Annotated in this window: 20 protein-coding genes and 1 tRNA gene; 8 read left to right on the top strand and 13 right to left on the bottom strand. The window is 35.0% G+C overall.

Annotation, left to right across the window (positions count from 1 at the left end):
- The 4 genes from folK to NZ579_00875 all read right to left on the bottom strand — a co-directional run bounded on the left by folK (nt 1) and on the right by NZ579_00875 (nt 4,602).
- Nucleotides 1–471, bottom strand: coding sequence for a 2-amino-4-hydroxy-6-hydroxymethyldihydropteridine diphosphokinase (gene folK, locus NZ579_00890; GenBank protein MCS7298500.1), 471 nt, complete (start codon nt 469–471; stop codon nt 1–3).
- Nucleotides 468–1,241 (bottom strand): MBL fold metallo-hydrolase, encoded by a 774-nt coding sequence (locus NZ579_00885; protein MCS7298499.1) that lies wholly within the window; start codon nt 1,239–1,241, stop codon nt 468–470. Before NZ579_00885 ends, folK begins: the two co-directional genes overlap by 4 nt.
- On the bottom strand, nt 1,238–2,563 hold the full coding sequence (locus NZ579_00880; GenBank protein ID MCS7298498.1) for a sigma-54 dependent transcriptional regulator: 1,326 nt from the start codon (nt 2,561–2,563) through the stop codon (nt 1,238–1,240). Before NZ579_00880 ends, NZ579_00885 begins: the two co-directional genes overlap by 4 nt.
- A gap of 137 nt (nt 2,564–2,700) precedes the next feature.
- Nucleotides 2,701–4,602 (bottom strand): hypothetical protein, encoded by a 1,902-nt coding sequence (locus tag NZ579_00875; GenBank protein ID MCS7298497.1) that lies wholly within the window; start codon nt 4,600–4,602, stop codon nt 2,701–2,703.
- Between the two features lie 380 nt (nt 4,603–4,982).
- On the opposite strand from NZ579_00875, the gene NZ579_00870 reads away from it, so the two are divergent.
- The 7 genes from NZ579_00870 (at nt 4,983) to nadD (ending at nt 9,937) form a co-directional block, all read left to right on the top strand.
- Entirely contained in the window at nt 4,983–5,834 is an 852-nt protein-coding gene (locus NZ579_00870) for a glycine--tRNA ligase subunit alpha (protein MCS7298496.1), read from the top strand.
- Nucleotides 5,835–5,958: 124 nt separating this feature from the next.
- A complete protein-coding gene (locus tag NZ579_00865; protein ID MCS7298495.1) occupies nt 5,959–6,450 on the top strand; it encodes an N-acetyltransferase in 492 nt (163 codons plus the stop codon).
- Entirely contained in the window at nt 6,447–7,382 is a 936-nt protein-coding gene (gene ispE / locus NZ579_00860) for a 4-(cytidine 5'-diphospho)-2-C-methyl-D-erythritol kinase (GenBank protein ID MCS7298494.1), read from the top strand. Before NZ579_00865 ends, ispE begins: the two co-directional genes overlap by 4 nt.
- A 16-nt stretch (nt 7,383–7,398) precedes the next feature.
- A complete protein-coding gene (locus tag NZ579_00855; protein MCS7298493.1) occupies nt 7,399–7,659 on the top strand; it encodes a SpoVG family protein in 261 nt (86 codons plus the stop codon).
- 66 nt (nt 7,660–7,725) lie between these two features.
- On the top strand, nt 7,726–8,502 hold the full coding sequence (gene map / locus NZ579_00850) for a type I methionyl aminopeptidase (protein MCS7298492.1): 777 nt from the start codon (nt 7,726–7,728) through the stop codon (nt 8,500–8,502).
- 78 nt (nt 8,503–8,580) lie between these two features.
- Complete coding sequence (locus tag NZ579_00845; protein ID MCS7298491.1) at nt 8,581–9,342, top strand: FecR domain-containing protein; 762 nt, start codon at nt 8,581–8,583, stop codon at nt 9,340–9,342.
- 10 nt (nt 9,343–9,352) lie between these two features.
- Nucleotides 9,353–9,937: a nicotinate (nicotinamide) nucleotide adenylyltransferase gene (gene nadD / locus NZ579_00840; protein ID MCS7298490.1), complete on the top strand. Its 585-nt coding sequence runs from the start codon at nt 9,353–9,355 to the stop codon at nt 9,935–9,937.
- A gap of 61 nt (nt 9,938–9,998) precedes the next feature.
- Here nadD and NZ579_00835 read toward each other — a convergent pair whose 3' ends face one another.
- The 7 genes from NZ579_00835 to rfbD all read right to left on the bottom strand — a co-directional run bounded on the left by NZ579_00835 (nt 9,999) and on the right by rfbD (nt 14,398).
- On the bottom strand, nt 9,999–10,499 hold the full coding sequence (locus tag NZ579_00835) for an NAD(P)H-dependent oxidoreductase subunit E (GenBank protein ID MCS7298489.1): 501 nt from the start codon (nt 10,497–10,499) through the stop codon (nt 9,999–10,001).
- Nucleotides 10,500–10,570: 71 nt separating this feature from the next.
- Nucleotides 10,571–10,825, bottom strand: coding sequence for a hypothetical protein (locus NZ579_00830; GenBank protein MCS7298488.1), 255 nt, complete (start codon nt 10,823–10,825; stop codon nt 10,571–10,573).
- Between the two features lie 192 nt (nt 10,826–11,017).
- Nucleotides 11,018–11,089 (bottom strand) — tRNA-Ala (locus NZ579_00825).
- Nucleotides 11,089–11,520 carry a hypothetical protein gene (locus NZ579_00820; protein ID MCS7298487.1) on the bottom strand — a complete coding sequence of 144 codons (432 nt, stop codon included), beginning with the start codon at nt 11,518–11,520 and terminating at the stop codon, nt 11,089–11,091. Before NZ579_00820 ends, NZ579_00825 begins: the two co-directional genes overlap by 1 nt.
- Before the next feature lie 340 nt (nt 11,521–11,860).
- Nucleotides 11,861–12,445: a 16S rRNA (guanine(527)-N(7))-methyltransferase RsmG gene (rsmG, locus tag NZ579_00815; protein ID MCS7298486.1), complete on the bottom strand. Its 585-nt coding sequence runs from the start codon at nt 12,443–12,445 to the stop codon at nt 11,861–11,863.
- 22 nt (nt 12,446–12,467) lie between these two features.
- Nucleotides 12,468–13,529, bottom strand: coding sequence for a dTDP-glucose 4,6-dehydratase (gene rfbB, locus NZ579_00810; GenBank protein MCS7298485.1), 1,062 nt, complete (start codon nt 13,527–13,529; stop codon nt 12,468–12,470).
- Nucleotides 13,526–14,398 carry a dTDP-4-dehydrorhamnose reductase gene (gene rfbD, locus NZ579_00805; protein ID MCS7298484.1) on the bottom strand — a complete coding sequence of 291 codons (873 nt, stop codon included), beginning with the start codon at nt 14,396–14,398 and terminating at the stop codon, nt 13,526–13,528. The genes rfbB and rfbD overlap by 4 nt, the downstream gene beginning before the upstream one ends.
- A 381-nt stretch (nt 14,399–14,779) precedes the next feature.
- Here rfbD and NZ579_00800 point away from each other — a divergent pair, with 381 nt between their 5' ends.
- A complete protein-coding gene (locus NZ579_00800; protein MCS7298483.1) occupies nt 14,780–16,144 on the top strand; it encodes a diadenylate cyclase in 1,365 nt (454 codons plus the stop codon).
- On the opposite strand, the gene galT is transcribed toward NZ579_00800, so the two are convergent.
- Both galT and NZ579_00790 read right to left on the bottom strand, forming a co-directional pair.
- On the bottom strand, nt 16,141–17,139 hold the full coding sequence (gene galT, locus NZ579_00795) for a galactose-1-phosphate uridylyltransferase (GenBank protein ID MCS7298482.1): 999 nt from the start codon (nt 17,137–17,139) through the stop codon (nt 16,141–16,143). The two genes, NZ579_00800 and galT, sit on opposite strands and share 4 nt — an antisense overlap.
- Before the next feature lie 5 nt (nt 17,140–17,144).
- Nucleotides 17,145–18,098: a flagellar filament outer layer protein FlaA gene (locus NZ579_00790; protein ID MCS7298481.1), complete on the bottom strand. Its 954-nt coding sequence runs from the start codon at nt 18,096–18,098 to the stop codon at nt 17,145–17,147.
- Nucleotides 18,099–18,115: the final 17 nt, after the last annotated feature.

Raw genomic sequence — 18,115 nt, 5'->3', positions numbered from 1 at the left:
TTAAAACTCTGAGTTCCTGTAGATGCATTTTTGAACTAGTTTAGAAATACTGATGTTGTATTCTGGATCAATAAAGTTAGGCTCTATCTCAAAAGTTGGAATTAGGACAAATCTTCTGTCTAACCTGTAGGGATGTGGAATACGAAGAGTATTTGTGTGGATTACGATTGATGAGTAATACACAATATCAATGTCAATTTCTCTAGGTCCCCACTTGAACCTATCCTTTCTACCAACGGATTTTTCAATATCTTTTATAAAAGTTAGGAGTTCAAATGGAAGAAGATTGGTGTATCCAACAAGTGAAAGATTAAGGAAATCATTCTGTTCTTCATAGCCCCATGGCTTCGTTTGGTAGATTCTTGAGATCTTTAGGATATTAACTCCTACTCTTAACTTTTCAATTGCTCTTTCTATGAAAACATTTCTTGGTTCAATGTTAGACCCAAGTGAAAGAATTACCTTCTTCATAATTCCAGAACAAGTCCATCGTAAGCAGGTTCTATATTTGTTCCCTTAAGATATTCAACTATTTCATCATAGTCGGCATCATGACCTATATGAGTAAGATATACTTTCTTGAACTTAATATCTCTAACCAGATTCACTACTTCAGAAAAGCAGAGATGTGTCGCATGGGGAAGAAACCTTAAGGCACTTATAACCAAAACTTCAACTCCTTCTAGCATTTCCAAAGTCTTCTTCGGTATGAAACTAACATCAGTAAGGTACGAGAAATTACCCATTCTATAACCGTTAACTTTCAGTCTTCCGTGATAGTAGAAGAAAGTAGATATTTTAGTTCCATTTAGGTTTATCTCATCAAAGTCTTCAACGACATGAACGCTAACCAAAGGCTTTCCTCCACCAAGTTGATTTGAATCACTAAAAACATATTCAAACCTACTCTGTAATTCCCAGTATGATGTTCTATTGATAAATACAGGGATTACCTTCCAGTTCATAGAGAAGTTAATTTGTCTTAGATCATCAAAACCATTTACATGATCTGCGTGAGAGTGCGTTATTAGAACAGCATCAATATAATTTATATTGTTTGACAGCGCCTGGAACCTGAAATCTGGTGTGACATCTATAAGTATCTTTTTGTTATTATACTCAACAAAAGCAGAAGTTCTTAGTCTTTTGTTCTTCGGATTGTTAGAATTGCAAACTCTACATTTACAACCTATTACAGGAACGCCGGTGGAAGTTCCAGTTCCTAGAAAGACTACTCTCATATCTTTTTCTCTCTCCTTTCCAACCAATTGTAAATACTTCTTCTTGAAACACCTAGAATTTTTGATGCCCTTGTTATGTTGTTCCCAGTATGTTTGAGAATATAACTGATATAAATGTCTTGTATCTCCTTCAATGAATAAAGTTTGGGGAAGTATGGAGCTTCGCTATATAGTTCAATATCCACATCTTCTATCTCATCTCCATCTCTTGACATGACCAAATACCGTAAAACCAAGTTCTGTAGTTCCCTTACATTGCCAGGGAAGTTATATGACATTAGTTTTTTGATGGCTTTTTGGGAGAATGAAATCCTTTTTCCATAAACCAAGGAATATCTAGTTATGAAGTGTTCAATTAGTAGTGGTATATCTTCTTTTCTTTCTCTTAGCGGTGGTATGTATATCGGGAATACATTAAGTCTGTAGAATAAATCCTCTCTAAACTTTCCATTTTCTATGAGTTTTTTTAGCTCTACATTCGTTGCACTGATGATTCTAATATTAACTTCAATGTTCTTTAGTCCTCCTATCCTTGTGAAGCTTCTCTCTTGTAGAAACCTTAAGAGTTTTGCTTGGACTGATAGTGGCATATTCCCAACTTCATCTAGGAACAGTGTTCCTCCATCTGCGTATTCTATCTTACCAATCTTCTTTGAGTATGCTCCTGTGAAAGCACCTTTTTCGTATCCAAACAACTCACTCTCAATTAGTGTTTCTGGAAAAGATGAACAATCAACAGGAACAAACTTCTTATCTCTTCTTTTACTTTTAAGATGTATAAGTTTGGCAACTATCTCCTTTCCAACACCGCTCTCACCACTTATTATTACATTAACATCAACCTTTGATGCTTGTTCTATTTTTGATAGAACCTCTCTAGCAGCTTCGCTTTTACCAACAAACACCACAGCATCTTTGGATTTCTTTAGTTCATCTATTTCCTTGTATTTTGAGACGAGGATCTTAACCTGGTTAATTATTATCTCAACTCTACCAACATTTATAGGTTTTACTATGTAATCATAAGCACCCATCTTAACACATTTCACAACTGTTGCTATGTCATCTATCGCTGTCAAAACTACGATGTAAGGTGGGGCATTTGTGTCAGTTTTCAAACTTGAGACTTTATCAAGCACATCAATACCACTCATCACAGGCATCCTCAAGTCAAGGAATACTAAATCGTAATTATTATCCCTTATCTTTTCAAAACCCTTAAGTCCATCTTCGGCAGTATCCACTTCACAACTATCCTTTAACATCTCTTCAAAGAACATCCTTATACCTTTCTCATCATCTACAACGAGAACTTTTAGCATATTGATATAAATTTTATATGTAAAAACATTTCTCTTTACAGATAAAGAGATAATTCTAATATCCACACCTAATAGCGCTTCTTATTTATCTTGTAGAGATTAAGAAAATGATTTCTGAACGCAACATCTCATTATCCTTACCTAATACTCACAACTACTACTATAGGAGGCAAAATAGACCTTAATGTTTTACCGAATTCACTATCTGACAGGTAGTCTGACATCACTCTTGGTGAGATTGAGAATGTTGAGTTATTGATAGGGTTCTCATAACTTGTTATGTATCCTTTCTTGGAATTGTTAGCAACATTATTCTTTAGTTCTGATGTGAGTATAACTGTCCCAAAGACCCATTTGCTTCTCTCTTCAGAGATATCATCAGTTCTACTAGGTCCAACTCTGTAAATACCATCAAGTTTTGAAAGTATTATAACATTCCTCAAAACCTCTACATCTTCTTTGATGAAGACACCCTTGGCAGAGATAATAACTAGTGTTTTTGGATTAGGTATCCTGTTTATGCTATCAATATAGATATTATCTTCTGAAACTACTATGACGGGTTCGTTAGGACTACCTTTTAGAATGACAGGATTTTTGGAATATATTAGTCCATTCTTTGGTAAGTTTTGAATTGAGTCAAAGTCTATCAACACAGCTTTGTCTGTCTTGTCAGTAAAAAGGTGAATGCCGTTTTCAGGTAATGATTTCCTAATAAAAACTTTTGGTATTTTGTGCATAACGATAATGTCTTTACCTTTTTCTGGAGTAGTTGGCATAACTATCTCAAAGTTATCTATGTAAAAACCTCTTACCTCTCTACCTCCAACGAAAACCTTTTGAGGGTTTATATCTGCTGAAATCCTAAATCTACTTCTTACGCCATCACTCTTACCAATATTTGTATAATACCGACTCCTTATATCTGGTGATGTGATAGTTAGAATATCTTTGTCTAGTATTACTCCGTCGTTAAGAAGGTTTCTATTAGTATCCTCAAGATACACTCCTATTACCTTCCTATACTCACTGACATTCCTCAATGTATCACTGTTGAGTTTTATTTTATAAGGTTCGTAAAATGATTCGGGTTGTAGAGTGATCTGAACAGGAAAAGTATTGAATTTTAAAAAACCATCTTCAAATTTTATGAATTTCCTTGTAACTTCACCTCTGGAACCAAAGGTATCCGAATTGTTTAGAATGTCTATAGTTTCACTATTCCTGCTTCTGGAAAAGTATATGTTTTCAACAGATTTTGACAACCTTATTTTCGCTTCCGAGTATGAAAACCTCCCAAGATACTCTTTTTCAGAGATTAGACTATTTTGTATCTCTTCGGTTGTTTGGTAGTTTGAGTCAATCAACCAACCTTTGCTTACTAGAGGTATTGTCTTCTTAACTATCTCATTAATATCTATACTTATACTTGCAGAGTTGACGATGTTTGTTTTGTATTTTATGTTTAGGTTAAGAGAAGGAGTTTCTGGTGAAATGTCAGCGGATGCTACATAGGATACTAGATTTAAGTTCGTCATATCTGAAAACAAAGGTGGATATGTATATGAAAAGAATAAGTTATCAGATTCACCTAATGCACCTCTAACGAACGAGTATCCCCAAAATACCCCTTTAGTATCCTTCTTTATATTTAATCTGTCAATAACCATGTAGCAGAAATCAGTAGGAGTTATTACATAGAATTTAATGCTTCTTCTAACTCGTGCTTTAGGCGATTCAAGGTCAAGCACTACAGTGTATAGATTGTTAGTTGAAAAAATTCTTCTACTAACTTTATACACAAAATCGTCGGTATTGGTTCTAAAAACCGTATTTGTGATAAATTCACCTCTCCTGACTGATAATATGGTTTCAAGAATATCGTTTTCAGATGCTAACTTGAGTTTTTCAAATTCGTAGAACCTTGAAGCATCTAGATAGTAGAAGTTGATAAAATTTAGTAGAGATACTGATATTATTGATAGTATCATTATCATAAGTAGCGCAACTATGAGTGCCGAGGCAGAGTTATTGAACATATTTTTACCTTGGTAAGGAATAATTTTTATCTATTCTCTTCGGTCTTTACCACTATCTTTTGATAGAATTGATTAGGAATTCAGTGTTTTTGAGAAAGAATGTTTTTAGAATGTTTCATATTGCCTGATAGGATAATCTTCAACTCTTCCTTTTGTATCTCATCCTAAAGTGTAAGAATGCAGGAACTTTTTAATCTATCTAGTTGTTTTGAAATGATAAAATCTAGGTATTCTATTGCCTACCTTGTGTGAATTTGCTATATTATACCTTGAGACTAAATAAGATATATGTGTGATGTACGGGGTTAGAACATCTAAAACTTTCAGTTCATTGATAGAAAGTAGATTGTTTGTATATCATTATGTTCTAGGGAGATAGTATGTATTTTCAAGATGTGTTATCTACGCTGAAGGAGTTTTGGGCGGAGAAGGGATGTGTAATCAGAGAAGGATGGGACTTGGAAGTAGGAGCTGGAACTTTCAATCCTGATACATTCTTAAGAGTTATTGGTAAGAAGCCTTGGAATGTTGCTTATGTGGAGCCTTGTAGAAGACCAACTGATGGTAGATACGGTCAGAACCCAAACAGACTCGGTTTTTACTATCAATTCCAAGTGATAATGAAACCTTCACCGATAAACATACAGGAGATGTATCTTGAGAGCCTTGAGAGGCTTGGAATAAACACGAAAGAGCACGATATCAGGTTCGTCCATGACGACTGGGAATCTCCTACTCTAGGGGCTTGGGGTCTTGGATGGGAAGTATGGCTTGATGGAATGGAGATAACTCAATTCACTTACTTCCAAGCAGTTGGTGGAATAGAACTTTACCCTATACCAGTTGAGATTACTTACGGTTCAGAAAGAATAACTATGTATCTTCAGGATGTTGATAATGTGTTTGATATTAAATGGAATAAAGATGTCAAGTATGGAGACCTTCAGAAATACTTTGAATACGAATATTCTGTGTATAACTTTGAGCTTTCAGATACTTCACTATACTTTGAACTATTCAACAAGTTTGAGAAAGAAGCGAAAAGATTAATAGAAGCAAAACTAATATTCCCTGCTTACGACCTAGTTATGAAGTGTTCCCATACCTTCAATATGCTTGATGCAAGGAATGCTATTAGCATAACCGAGAGAGCAAACTACATAGCAAGAGTTAGAGAACTCGCAAGTATGTGTGCAAGACTTTGGAATGAACTAGAAGAAAGTAAGAGATAATTCGTTTTTTATGTTTTCAATTAGGGTTATAGAGTTATGAAGTTGAAATTTATTCTACTGACTAGCCAACTAGAATTCTCTCATTTGAGCACTAAAAGATTTGTTAGTTTATATTGTTTAAAATATGCGTAGTGTTGAAGATCAAAACATTTCAAATAGTATCACAATAAGAGATGCTACTTTAGATGATGTTGATAGTATATACGGCTTAATGGATCCCTACGTCAAGACTGGAGACTTGTTGCCTAGAACAAAGGATGACATTTCTGATCACATAAGGAACTTCATAGTTGCTCAATATGATGGAGAGATTGTAGGTTGTATGGCTATAAAGTTTTATAGTAAGGAGATGACAGAATTTAGAACATTGGTTGTTTCAGAGAAGTTTCAAGGTAGAGGGATAGGAAGAAGGTTGGTTGAAAAGGGGCTTGAGATTGTTAGGAGTTTAGGTGTTAAGAGAGTTTTCGTCCTCACAAGAAGTGAGGAGTTTTTTAAAAAAATTGGTTTTGAAACTGTTGTGAAGGAGATATTTCCTGAAAAAGTTTGGAATGATTGTATTCTATGTCCTAAACTCAACAGTTGTGATGAGATTGCTATGATAAAGAGGCTTGCATGAAATACACTTTACTAACTTCAGCAAAAGTAAATCTTGGACTTACGGTTGTTGGCAAATTGCCTGATGGGTATCACGAGATTGAGAGCATATTTCTTCCTATTAGCATATACGATAAGTTAGAGTGTTCATTTAACCTAGAAAATAACACTAAGGAACTTAAAGTTATTTTTGAGAATAGTTTGTTTGAAAGTTCTGAAATACCTGAAGATAGTAGGAATATTGTTTGGAAAGTTGTTGAATTCGTTGAGAAAACATTAGGAGTGGAGATGGGTTTTGATATTAAGATTTACAAGAGGATTCCTACTAAAGCAGGTCTTGGTGGTGGTAGTGGTAATGGAGGGGGAGTATTGCTATCACTCCTTCGGTTTCTTGAAGAAAATAGGCTCTTGAAGCAGGACAAGAAAGAATTGATACTATCAAGTATCCACACTATAGGCTCTGATATTCCATTCTTTCTGCGCAAAGGAGGATGTATTGTGAGGGGTAAGGGTGAGAAGATAAGAGAAGTTAGAGGGCTTGTAGAGGTGCTCAAAGATTACACCGTCATCGTCGTGTATCCAAACTTTTCGGTATCAACTGCGGAAGCATACAGATACATATCGGATAACAAACTCTACGATAAGCACAGGTGGGCTGATGAAATAGCAAGTAGAATAATTCGGAATCAAATTAATATTCATAATTTAAGAGGTTTGTTGAAAAACACATTTGAATTGTTCATAATAGACAGAGTTGAAAAAATAAAGAACGAGTTTTACTTATTGGGAGCGTTGTTTGCAATGATGAGTGGTAGTGGTTCGTCGGTTTATGGTGTTTTTGATGAGGGATTGGATGTTGAGAGAATAATTAAAAAACTATCGCAGAGAATCAATTTAACAAATGATAGATTTTTTGCTTCTAGGTTTGTAGAAGCACCTGTTGAATTTATCTAACTTACTGGAGGTTTGTATGAAGATTACAGATGTAAAAGTCAAAAAACTGCCTAGTGACTCAAGGAGACCTAGCAAAGTCAGGGGTATTGCTTCCGTGACTTTTGATGGGCAGTTTGTGGTTCACAACATTAAGATCGTTGAAGGTAAGGGCAAACTCTTTGTCTCAATGCCTTCAAGGAGAGTTGGCGATCAAAACAAAGATATTGCGCATCCAATAACTTCAGAGTTTAGAAAGGAGTTAGAGGATACAATCCTATCACACTACAACTCTATCTAGTTTGTAGTTATTTGTTGATACACTAGTCCCTACGGGAGTTTGATCTCCCGACTATACCTTTTATAGATGTCAAATGAAATAATAATCAAAGATAGTGAAGAGATCGCAAAAATTAGAAAAGCTTCAAGGATTGTTGCCGAGACTCTCTCATATTTAGAGAATTTTATAAAACCTGGTATTTCTACATTAGAAATAGATCGGATAGCAGAGGATTTTATCCTTTCAAGAAATGGAAGACCTGCTTTTAAGGGGTATTCCATTACGGATGGTAAAAAAGTATTGAGGTATAACCACTCCATTTGTGCATCTGTAAATGAGATAGTCATTCATGGTGTTCCTTCAAAGGATGTAATACTCAAAGAAGGCGATATAATCTCAATAGATGTAGGTGTTGTGTATGAAGGAAGGTATGGTGATGGAGCAAGAACTTATGTCGTGGGTAATGCTTCTCAACTAAAAATCAAACTATCAGAAGTTACTAGACAAGCACTTATGGTAGCAATAGATATGTGTAGAGTAGGTGTTAGAATTGGAGAGATATCAAGAGCGATCTATGAGTACGTTAGAAAAAATGGTTTTGATGTCATAAGAGGATACACTGGGCACGGTGTAGGTAGGTATTTACACGAAGCACCACCTATACCTAACTATCCAGTCTCCATGGGGCCTAGATTGCAGAAGGGTATGACTATCGCTATTGAACCTATGGTTGTCTCTGGAACTTACAAAGTAGTGATACTTGAAGATGGTTGGTCTGTATGTACTCTTGATAGAAAACCGTCAGCACACTGGGAACATACTATACTCATAACTGACTCTCTACCGGAGATTTTGACTATTTGATTTCTGCTCTATACTGCTCCTTACAAGCATTTTGAAAAAACTAAACAACAATCTATATTATTGACTGAGGAGGTTGTTATGTATAGATTAGTTGTGTTGTTTATCTTATTCACCTGCTTTGCGATACCGTTTTCTCTAGCGAGTCAATATGTAGTTGATAACGCAATAGGTGATGTATTCGTTAGGAACAAGGGTAAAACAATTGGTGTTGAAGTAGGATATGTAATAAAACAAGGCGATACCATAACTACAGGAAGAGATTCGGAATGCTATATTTCAATCAAAAATGGATACATAAAAGTTGAACAGAATTCTTCTATAACATTTGAACAACTTGATAAGATTGCTAAAGGCTTTAAAAGTGATAATGTTAGAGTATCTGGTAGCGTGATACTGTCAGTAGGTGGTGTGTTTTCAAAGGACAAGACTCTAAATATTAAGACACAGACTGCTTTTGCTACTGTCAGGGGAACTGAGTTTGTAATTGATGCCGATAGTAGATCAACAGTTGTTTATGTTCTTGAAGGAGCTGTAGGTGTTGCTCCTTTGCTATCATTAACCGAAGAGGAACTTATCCGTAGAGCAGTGGATGTGAGAAAAGGTGAGAAGATAGAAATATCGGAGATAGATATAATAAACGCAACAACATTCATCAAAGAAGGTAATGAAGAAGGTTATGGTATTTTCCTCAACGGAAAGAAAAGGTTCCTAATAGAATCGGAGAAGGAGAGGTTTAACCAGAGAATGAAAACATTAAGAGAACTTCAGAAGAAAAGAAAAGAGGAACTTGAGAGAAAGAAAAAAGAATACTTGAAAGATCCATCAAAGATGTTTGAATAGTCTATTTTTGATGAAGGTAATACTCTTTGGGGGGACATTTGACCCCCCTCACATCGGACATCTCGTAGTAGCGGAGTTGTCATTAGAATACTTGAAAGCAGACAAAGTCATTTTCATACCTTCCAAAGTGTCTCCTTTCAAAGCAAACACAAAACCATTATTTTCTAACGAAGAGAGACTCGAGATGGTAAGATTATCAATACAAGATAACGAAAATTTTGAGGTATCCAACTTTGAGATAATGTCTAACAAAGAAGTATCTTACACTTACCTGACTATCCAGCATTTCACAAACGAATATCCTAAAGATGAGTTTTTTCTACTCATAGGTGGAGATAACCTTAAAGATTTTCATAAATGGAGAAACTACGAGTTCATACTAACGAAGGTTAAGTTGGTTGTGTATCCTCGTTTCGGCTACACTACCAAAGTTCCGAAGTCTCTTGAAGAGTTCAAAGATAGAATCTTGTTCCTCAACACACCTCTTATTGACATAAGTTCAACATCTATAAGAGAGAGGATTATTCAAGGTAAGGATGTAAGATACTTCCTTCACCACAAGGTTTATGAATATATAAAAGGTAAGTTTAGATAAACCTGTGATAAATAGGTATTTCTTTTATGTTGTGTTAGTCAAAAATTTAAAAATTAAGACCTTACTGGTTTTCTTGCCTCCACTCACTTATTTTGCTTTCTAGTTTCTCAATTGAAAAATATGGCTCTAGGACACCATCAACCATTGCTGCTGGTGCTACTCCACAAGCACCTATACATCTTGCAGACATAAAACTAACAATCCCATCCTTCGTTGTCTGTCCCAAATCCACTCCATGCTTTTCTTTCATATACTCTACTATTTTATTTGCTCCCTTGACGTAGCAGGCCGTTCCCATACAGAGAACAACAACATGCTTACCCTGTGGCTTTAGTTTAAAGAAGTGATAGAATGTGACTACACCATAAACATAAGATTTTGGTAGCCTTAGAGATTTGGCAATGTAAGTCAGAACTTCATCTGTCAAAAAACCGAAAGCCTCCTGTGCTTTGTGTAATATTTCTATAAGTGCATCCTTCCTATACTGGTGTAACTTTAACTGACCTTCTAGTATCTTCCATCTTTTATCAGTTTGCGTATCAGGTTTCTTGGTCTCAACCATTTGCTACCTCCAAGTAGAATTATCTATCACTACCTATAGTCAATTCTACAAACTTGTATATCCTTATATCACTAGTATGATTTTTCAGAAATACTTGATTTCTTATACTCAACTGCTAGGATGGCGAGGTTTCCGTATATGTTTATAATTTTACCGAAGATTATCACTTCACTTGAAGTATTTATAGGGTCTCTTGATACTACTCTTATCCAACTGTTTAGGCTTGAACGAATAGTGTAAAGTTTATACTTCTTACCACTTTTGGTATAGACTTCAAGGTTATCGTCATATATCTTACCCGATATGGCAACAAAGTTAACCTTCATATCAAACCTCCTTTTATTAATTAAACATCAGAATGTAAAGTTTTATTACAGAAACTCTCCTTTTCTAAAAATTCAGAATTTACCTCTAATGGATAAGATAGGTTGTAAATTCTAGAAATTGAATTGAGAGATATGCGAAGCAGAATGCTACCTTCTAGTAAGAATTCCAATAACTACTAAGGTTATAAGTTTTGGAGATGAGGGGATTTGAACCCCCGACCCCTGCCGTGCGAAAGCAGTGCTCTCCCGCTGAGCTACATCCCCTAGAGTAAAACAGTTTGGTAAGTTAGTATATGGAGAAAAGAAAATACGAATGTAGCAATACCTATCAAGTCTCCGTATTGAGACCTTATTCTAATTAATTGTTCCTTCTTGTTGGTTTGGATGTTTAGGATTTGTAGTATGTAGTGTAAGGATATTGAAGCTCCAGAAAGTATGACAAGGAGTGATGGTATAGTTGCGCCAAGTATTGTAATGTCAGCTCCCGGAATATCAACCCTGAAACCAAAGTTTGGAGAGAACAAATTCCAAACTCCAACAAATATTGCTACTAAACCTATAATTAGGTCAAACTTATCGACTCTGTCAAGAAATCTATTTATGGTTTCAGATTTTAGTATCCTCTTTACTAATCCCCCAGCAGAAAGGATTCCGATAACCATCCCAAACAAGGAAAACAAAACAACTCCTACCATCCTTAACCTCAGAATTATTATAAGTAGAGATTTACATCCATTTCAAATTGTCAGAATGTCTCAAATAAATTCCAATTTCTACTAGGTAGGCAGACAGGGGTTTAGACTTTTTTGATGCTCTTCAGAAAGAGTATCAAATCCTACCTTCAAGATACATTATTTAATATACTTTCACAAATTTATCCTTCTTCTTGGCTAATCTCTAAAGACGTATAGCAATTTTTTAAACATCCTCATTATAAATTAAACAACAGTTTGTCTTTACGTAAAAAGGATATAGCCCATTCATATATTAAGCCTTATCTGAACTTTCAGGATTTCGTAATTGACCATCATACGATTAAATAAAAACCTCTATATGGTAAAAAACTATCCTCCCAGTATCTCCAATCTTAGGAGAAGACACGCTCAAGACTTTGGTCTTTTTGTCTTCAATACCTTTACTAGATGGAAGAAAAAGAGTGAAGTTTGTATTGAAAAATTTTCGGATTGCTTTTATATCGTTGAATGCCTTTGTTACAACACAAAAGTTGGATAGATACTCTTTCAGTGGTTTTGCCACTGAAGAGTCAATAACTTCAACATTCTTAAGTGATAAAACATCTATAACATACTCAAGAAACGCTATCTTCCTCTTTTTATTCTCAACAAGGATAAATTTCTTGTTAGGGAATACTAAACTCAAAGGTATTCCAGGAACGCCGTTGCCACTACCAAAATCAAAGATATTCTCGTATGCCTCTATAAGCTGTTTAAAGTTGTATGAAAAAAGAAAATGCTTTTTAAGAAACTCATCCCTGCCAACGGATGTCAGATTTGTAGTGTTATTCCATTCAAAGAGAGTATCCAGATACCTATTGACTTTATCTTCAAGCAACTCGTAATTGTATATACCTACCTTCTCTAGTTCGCTTATAATGTTCATAAAGTTTTAAGATATGAATTGACTACCTATTTGTGTAGTTCTTTTCGTAGAACTTTAGATACTCACCTGATATTACATTCCTGACCCAATCAAGATTGTTGAGATACCAATCAATTGTAATTTCAAGTCCTTCTTCAAAGGAGAGAGTATGTTTCCATCCTAGTTCATTCATAATCTTTGTTGGGTCCATCGCATAGCGTCTGTCGTGTCCTGGTCTATCTTTGACAAACTTTATGAGACTCTCATTTATCCTATCATCGGAGGTTTTCTTCCTTAAAATCTCTATTATTTTCTTCACAACATATATGTTTTCTCTCTCGTTGTGTCCCCCTATGTTATAAACTTCACCTATCCTACCTTTCTGTATTACTAGGTCTATCGCTATACAATGATCCTCAACATAAAGCCAATCTCTTATATTTTTACCATCACCATAAACAGGTAATTCTTTGTGATTTAGGCAGTTCCAAATCATTAGAGGTATGAGTTTCTCTGGAAATTGATAAGGTCCATAGTTATTGGAACATCTTGTTATTACAACAGGCATACCAAAGGTATCGTAATAACTTTTAGCAATTAAGTCTCCTCCTGCTTTACTTGCCGAGTATGGGCTATGTGGGTCAAGAGGGGTTGTTTCAGTAAAGTATCCTTCAGGTCCCAGCGATCCGTAAACTTCGTCGGTTGATACTTGGACAAATAACTTATTCCCTTTCCACCTCTCTCCGACTCTCCAATGGTCCATAGCAACGCTTAATAAGCTCTGAACACCTAAAACATTCGTCTGTATGAATATATGAGGGTCAAATATTGACCTATCAACATGCGACTCTGCGGCAAAATTCACAACAACATCAAAGTCGTATAGAGTGAAAAGATGATTGACAAGTTCAGAATTAATTATATCTCCTTTTACAAAAACAAATCTTTTTCTACTGTCTTCATCAAGTTTTGAAAGGTTTTCAAGGTTACCAGCGTATGTGAGCTTATCAAGACCTACTATCAGGCTATCCTTGTGTTTTCTCAAGTAGTAATAAACGAAGTTAGTCCCAATAAATCCAGCACATCCCGTAACAAGAAGTTTCATAAGTTATACTCCTCCTTCAAATATTTATATACGGAATCCTTCCAATGTGGTATCTCAATTTTAGTTATTTTTTTCACCTTAGATGGGTCAAGTTTTGAATACTTAGGTCTTTTCGCAGGTAGGTTGAAGTATGATTGCGTTGTTTCCGATATTTCACCGTTCCACTTAAGCGTGTCTAGAATGAATTTAGCATACTCATACCTACTACACTCTCCCTCACTTGAGAGATGGTAGAGACCGAATGCTTGTTCCTCAAGTAGTTTCCAACTCACTTTCACTATTACATCCGTTGGAGTTGGTGACGATACCTCGTCGGTAGAAACTTTAACAGAACCTTTTTTACTCCACTCCAGAAGTTTTCTAATGAAATTTGTCTCACCTCCTCTCCCAAAAACCCAACTTACTCTGATACATATAAACTTATTCCAGACCTCCGATAGAAGTTTTTCTCCAAGCAGTTTAGTGAAACCATACTTTGATAGAGGGTTTGTAATATCTTCCTCAACATATGGAGATTTTTTCTCCCCATCAAAGACATAGTCCGTTGAGTAGTGAATTATAGGTATGTCCATAATCCTAGAAATCCAAGCTAAATTCCCAACGCCTATCACGTTTGTGCTAAACGCTTCATTCATACCTTCAGTTTCCGCTTTATCAACCTGATTGTAAGCAGAACAGTTTATAATAACATCAAACCTACTTGTGTCAAAAACTTTGCTAATGCTTAACATACTAGATACATCAGCAACTAGAGTTTTATCGTCTCTCTTATTCTTGCTTACGGGTATGTATTCAATACTTTTGCTTTCAAAGAATTTTCTAAACTCCGTTCCAAGTTGTCCATAAGCACCTACTAGTAAGACTTTCATAAGACTGAATGTAATTATAAGTGTCTGGTTGTGTAGGAATCTATTAGCACTATAGAACAAAAGTTTAAATAGTGTTATAAAGTGAGATTTCAAAGTCTTGTATTCACAGAGTTTCGTTAGATTTATAACCTAGTGCTTGTTGTATTCAAACCTATTTGGCTCAATAGCAAACAGAATTTACTGGACAAACATAAATAAACCATCACTTCTTAGCAATATATTATTTTCAATGAAGAATACTGTAATTAACCTTTAGGGCTTTGAGGATTTTTATTTCTATTCAGCGTCTAGTAGTAGTTTTATCCCTCTCATGTAGTTTTGAGACTTGGTATCAAAGTAGATTTCAAAACATTAAAATCTTTATTATGATTTTAAAAGATTATGTTACCAAAGTTGGATACTATAAAGGAGAACCTAGAAACTTTTATTAGTGAAGTTTTATCGTTGATTTTCTTCTACCAGAGCCCCGGTATAGAGACTGAAATAGTTTCAAAGGATATGGTAAAGAAGATAAAAGAAAGAACTCCTGGTCAAAATATTTATCATTATGCGATACCTAAATACAAGGATAAGTTTGTAAGAGTTAAGGTTTCGTACCATAGGGTAGAGAGTTATACACTACCAGAGAGCATTCCCTCGTTCTTTGAGTTTCTAATGGATGATATTGTCAATAAGTTCTTAAGTGGTATTTCAGATATAAGCAGTATAATGTTTTCTGACAAAGAGGAAATATTGAGGAATATCTCAAAGCGTTTTATAAATCGTCTTTTTGAATGGCTTGGTTATGAAAGGTTTTCATCAGAAAAACTATTCTTTCTACTCAATTTTCTTTCTAATGAGACTTATGAAGGTAAAAAACTTGAAAGCAAGATAATATTTATTCCTAGAAATGAGAAGGTTGATATGGTATTCACAAATCAAACAGAGTTTGATAGGAGGAACTACCGAGTAATTAGAAAAATATTGCAACTTGCTAGTAGTGGGAAACTAGTCATAGTAGGATATAACGATAAAATAGTTGGATTATCAAGGATTAGTAATTATAAGGAATATAGGTCTATACTATTCCAACTTCGTGAAGACTTTTGGGAGATAATGATAAGTGATGCATCTCTATCAAAATCTAGGATTCCTAAAGAACTTTTTGAGAGGATTGAAGGTATAGAGTTTCTGCCTATAATAAGGTTCAAGAATGGTTTTCCTGAGACACAAAGGACCTCAATCAATAAGACTATGTTAAGGAATATCATCAAATCAACATTTAAAGATATAGACGAGGATAAGGTTAAAAAACTTACTAAACTTATAACTGAAGTGTCAGTTATGGATCATGGACTTATACTTATAATAACAACTCAAGAGTCTGCCAAATATGAGTCGGAAAGGCTTTCAAACAGGATATTTAGGATAGAACCATTCAAGTTAATAGAGGATAACAGTGAAGTTAATAGGGATATAATGTCTGCTATAACATCTATTGATGGTGCTATAATAGCCGATACCGATGGAATTTGTTATGGTATTGGGATAATACTTGATGGAGATGTATCATCCGTTGAAAAACCTTCAAGGGGTTCCAGATACAATTCTTCGTTGAGATACATTGAGAGTAGGAATAACAATGCTATCGCAATAGTATTATCTGATGACGGAATGTTTGATATAATTTCACCAGAAGATATACAAAATAAGAAGATGGAAGAAGTAATTGAATCTCTTATAAGTCAGAATATAATAGTTCTCTAAACTTCAATTTCTCTTAAAAACTTAGCATCCTCTTCGGGTATAGAGGGATTTATAAACATTCCTGAACCTAACTCAAAACCTGCGGATCTTGTAAGTCTTGGAACGATCGTGATATACCAGTGAAAATATTTGTTAACTCCATATGAGACAGGAGATGTTCTTATGATATAGTTATAGTCGGGGTTCTTAAGTCCTTTGTAGAGTTTAAGCAAGAATTTTTTTAAGTGTTTTGCTAGATCCTTCATCTCTTTATCGGTTGTATCGGCGAATTTTGATACATGCCTTTTAGGTAATATCCAAGAGTGAAAAGGTGATGATGCTGCATATAGAACAATTGAGACAAAATACTCTGTCTCCATAACGATTCTTTCTTTGATCTTTAGTTCTTCCTCTATCATTTTACAGAATACGCATCTGCCGTGATCGCTATAGTATTTAAATGCTTCCTCTACTCTCTGTTTGACATCCCTAGGTATTATAGGTAGTGCAAGTAGTTGTGAATGGGGATGAACTAGTGAAGCACCTGCTTTATACCCATGATTTCGGAAAATTACAACATATTCCACATTGTCCTTTCTAGACACCTCAATATCTCTTTTCTTGTAGAATAAAATTATCCTCTCAACTTCTTCATCCGTCATAAGTGCTGGATTAGTGTTGTGAATAGGAGACTCTATTATAACTTCGTGGATACCATACCCTGATATCGTTCTGTAAATATCTCTTTCAGACCACTCAAACTGAGTATTTATGTTAAGAGCAGGGTATTTGTTATAAACTGACCTTAAGAACCATTTACTACCTTCGCCTACTCTATCTACCTCTATATGTGGAAACCTCTCCTCATTCCCAGGGCAGAAAGGACAATTCTCATCATACTCTTTGTCTGATACTAGCTTAGGACTATCGTCTATGAAGTCGTGAGGTCTTTTTGCTCTCTCTTTGGCTATGATAACCCATTCCTTATATACGATGTTCTGACGAAGTTCTGACATACTCATTACCGCTGTTGCTGGTTTTGTTGTCTCGTTTCCTCTAGTAATTCATTATACATCATTTTTAGTCTCTTTCTCTCTCTCAAAAGAAGTTCAAAAAAGTCATTCATTCTTGATTGTTCTATATTTTTCCTTCTTATAGTCTCTTTTGCTAATATCTGCCATATACTTTCATCATCAATATCATCCGCTGGTTCTATTAAGAATGGTGTGTATTCCATCTCTATTGAATGTATGTATGTGATGAAGTCACCACCTTGAGCTTGAGGGGGTTTATATATTACGATTGATTCTAATCTATAAAATGGTATAGGTTTTGGATAGAGAGGATCTCTCTTGATTATTTTCAGCCTCTCATCATCAATGAAGTTAGGGTTAAACCAAACTAGAGTTTTCCAACCTTGAAAGAATAAGTCTCCGAAGAAGTGTTCGTGAATATTGAAATCTCTGTCCATAAGCCTTATGGCAAGTTGGTAAGGGTAATTTCTTCCAGAGACTCTTATTGAGATAGATTTAATTTCATTAACATTTATTACAACACCATTACCTACATTTATGAACTTACCATTCTCATCAAACGCTGGTATTGTGAAGTTAGGTCTTATTATTGCATAAGCAGGCATGGTTCCTTGCGGGAATCGTGCTCTAATACCAAGCACACTACCATAAGTTTTGCTTTCAACTCTTTTAGGGTAACTATTGACCATATTCGCTAGTGACATATTCTTTGCTGAACTGTTTAGCTCTACTTTCCAGTTCTCTATAAAGTATTCTTGGGCGCTTACATAAACCTTATATACACCGTTTTCGTTGGTTTCATAGGTTTCTCTAGGTTCTGGCATGAACCTCTGAAATAGTTCATCCGATTTTGAGAAGTCTATCAATACTTCTTTGACTACTCCATTCAAGTAAGAAACGGCTAATACCGAAAAAAGTATTACAAATACTGCTTTTTTCATATTGTCTAACCTCTCAT

It is taken from the genome of Spirochaetota bacterium (assembly GCA_025061835.1).
GTDB lineage: Bacteria > Spirochaetota > Brevinematia > DTOW01 > DTOW01 > SKYB106.
The sequence above is the reverse complement of the archived record's forward strand: the minus strand, read 5'-3'. Positions and strand labels throughout refer to the sequence as shown.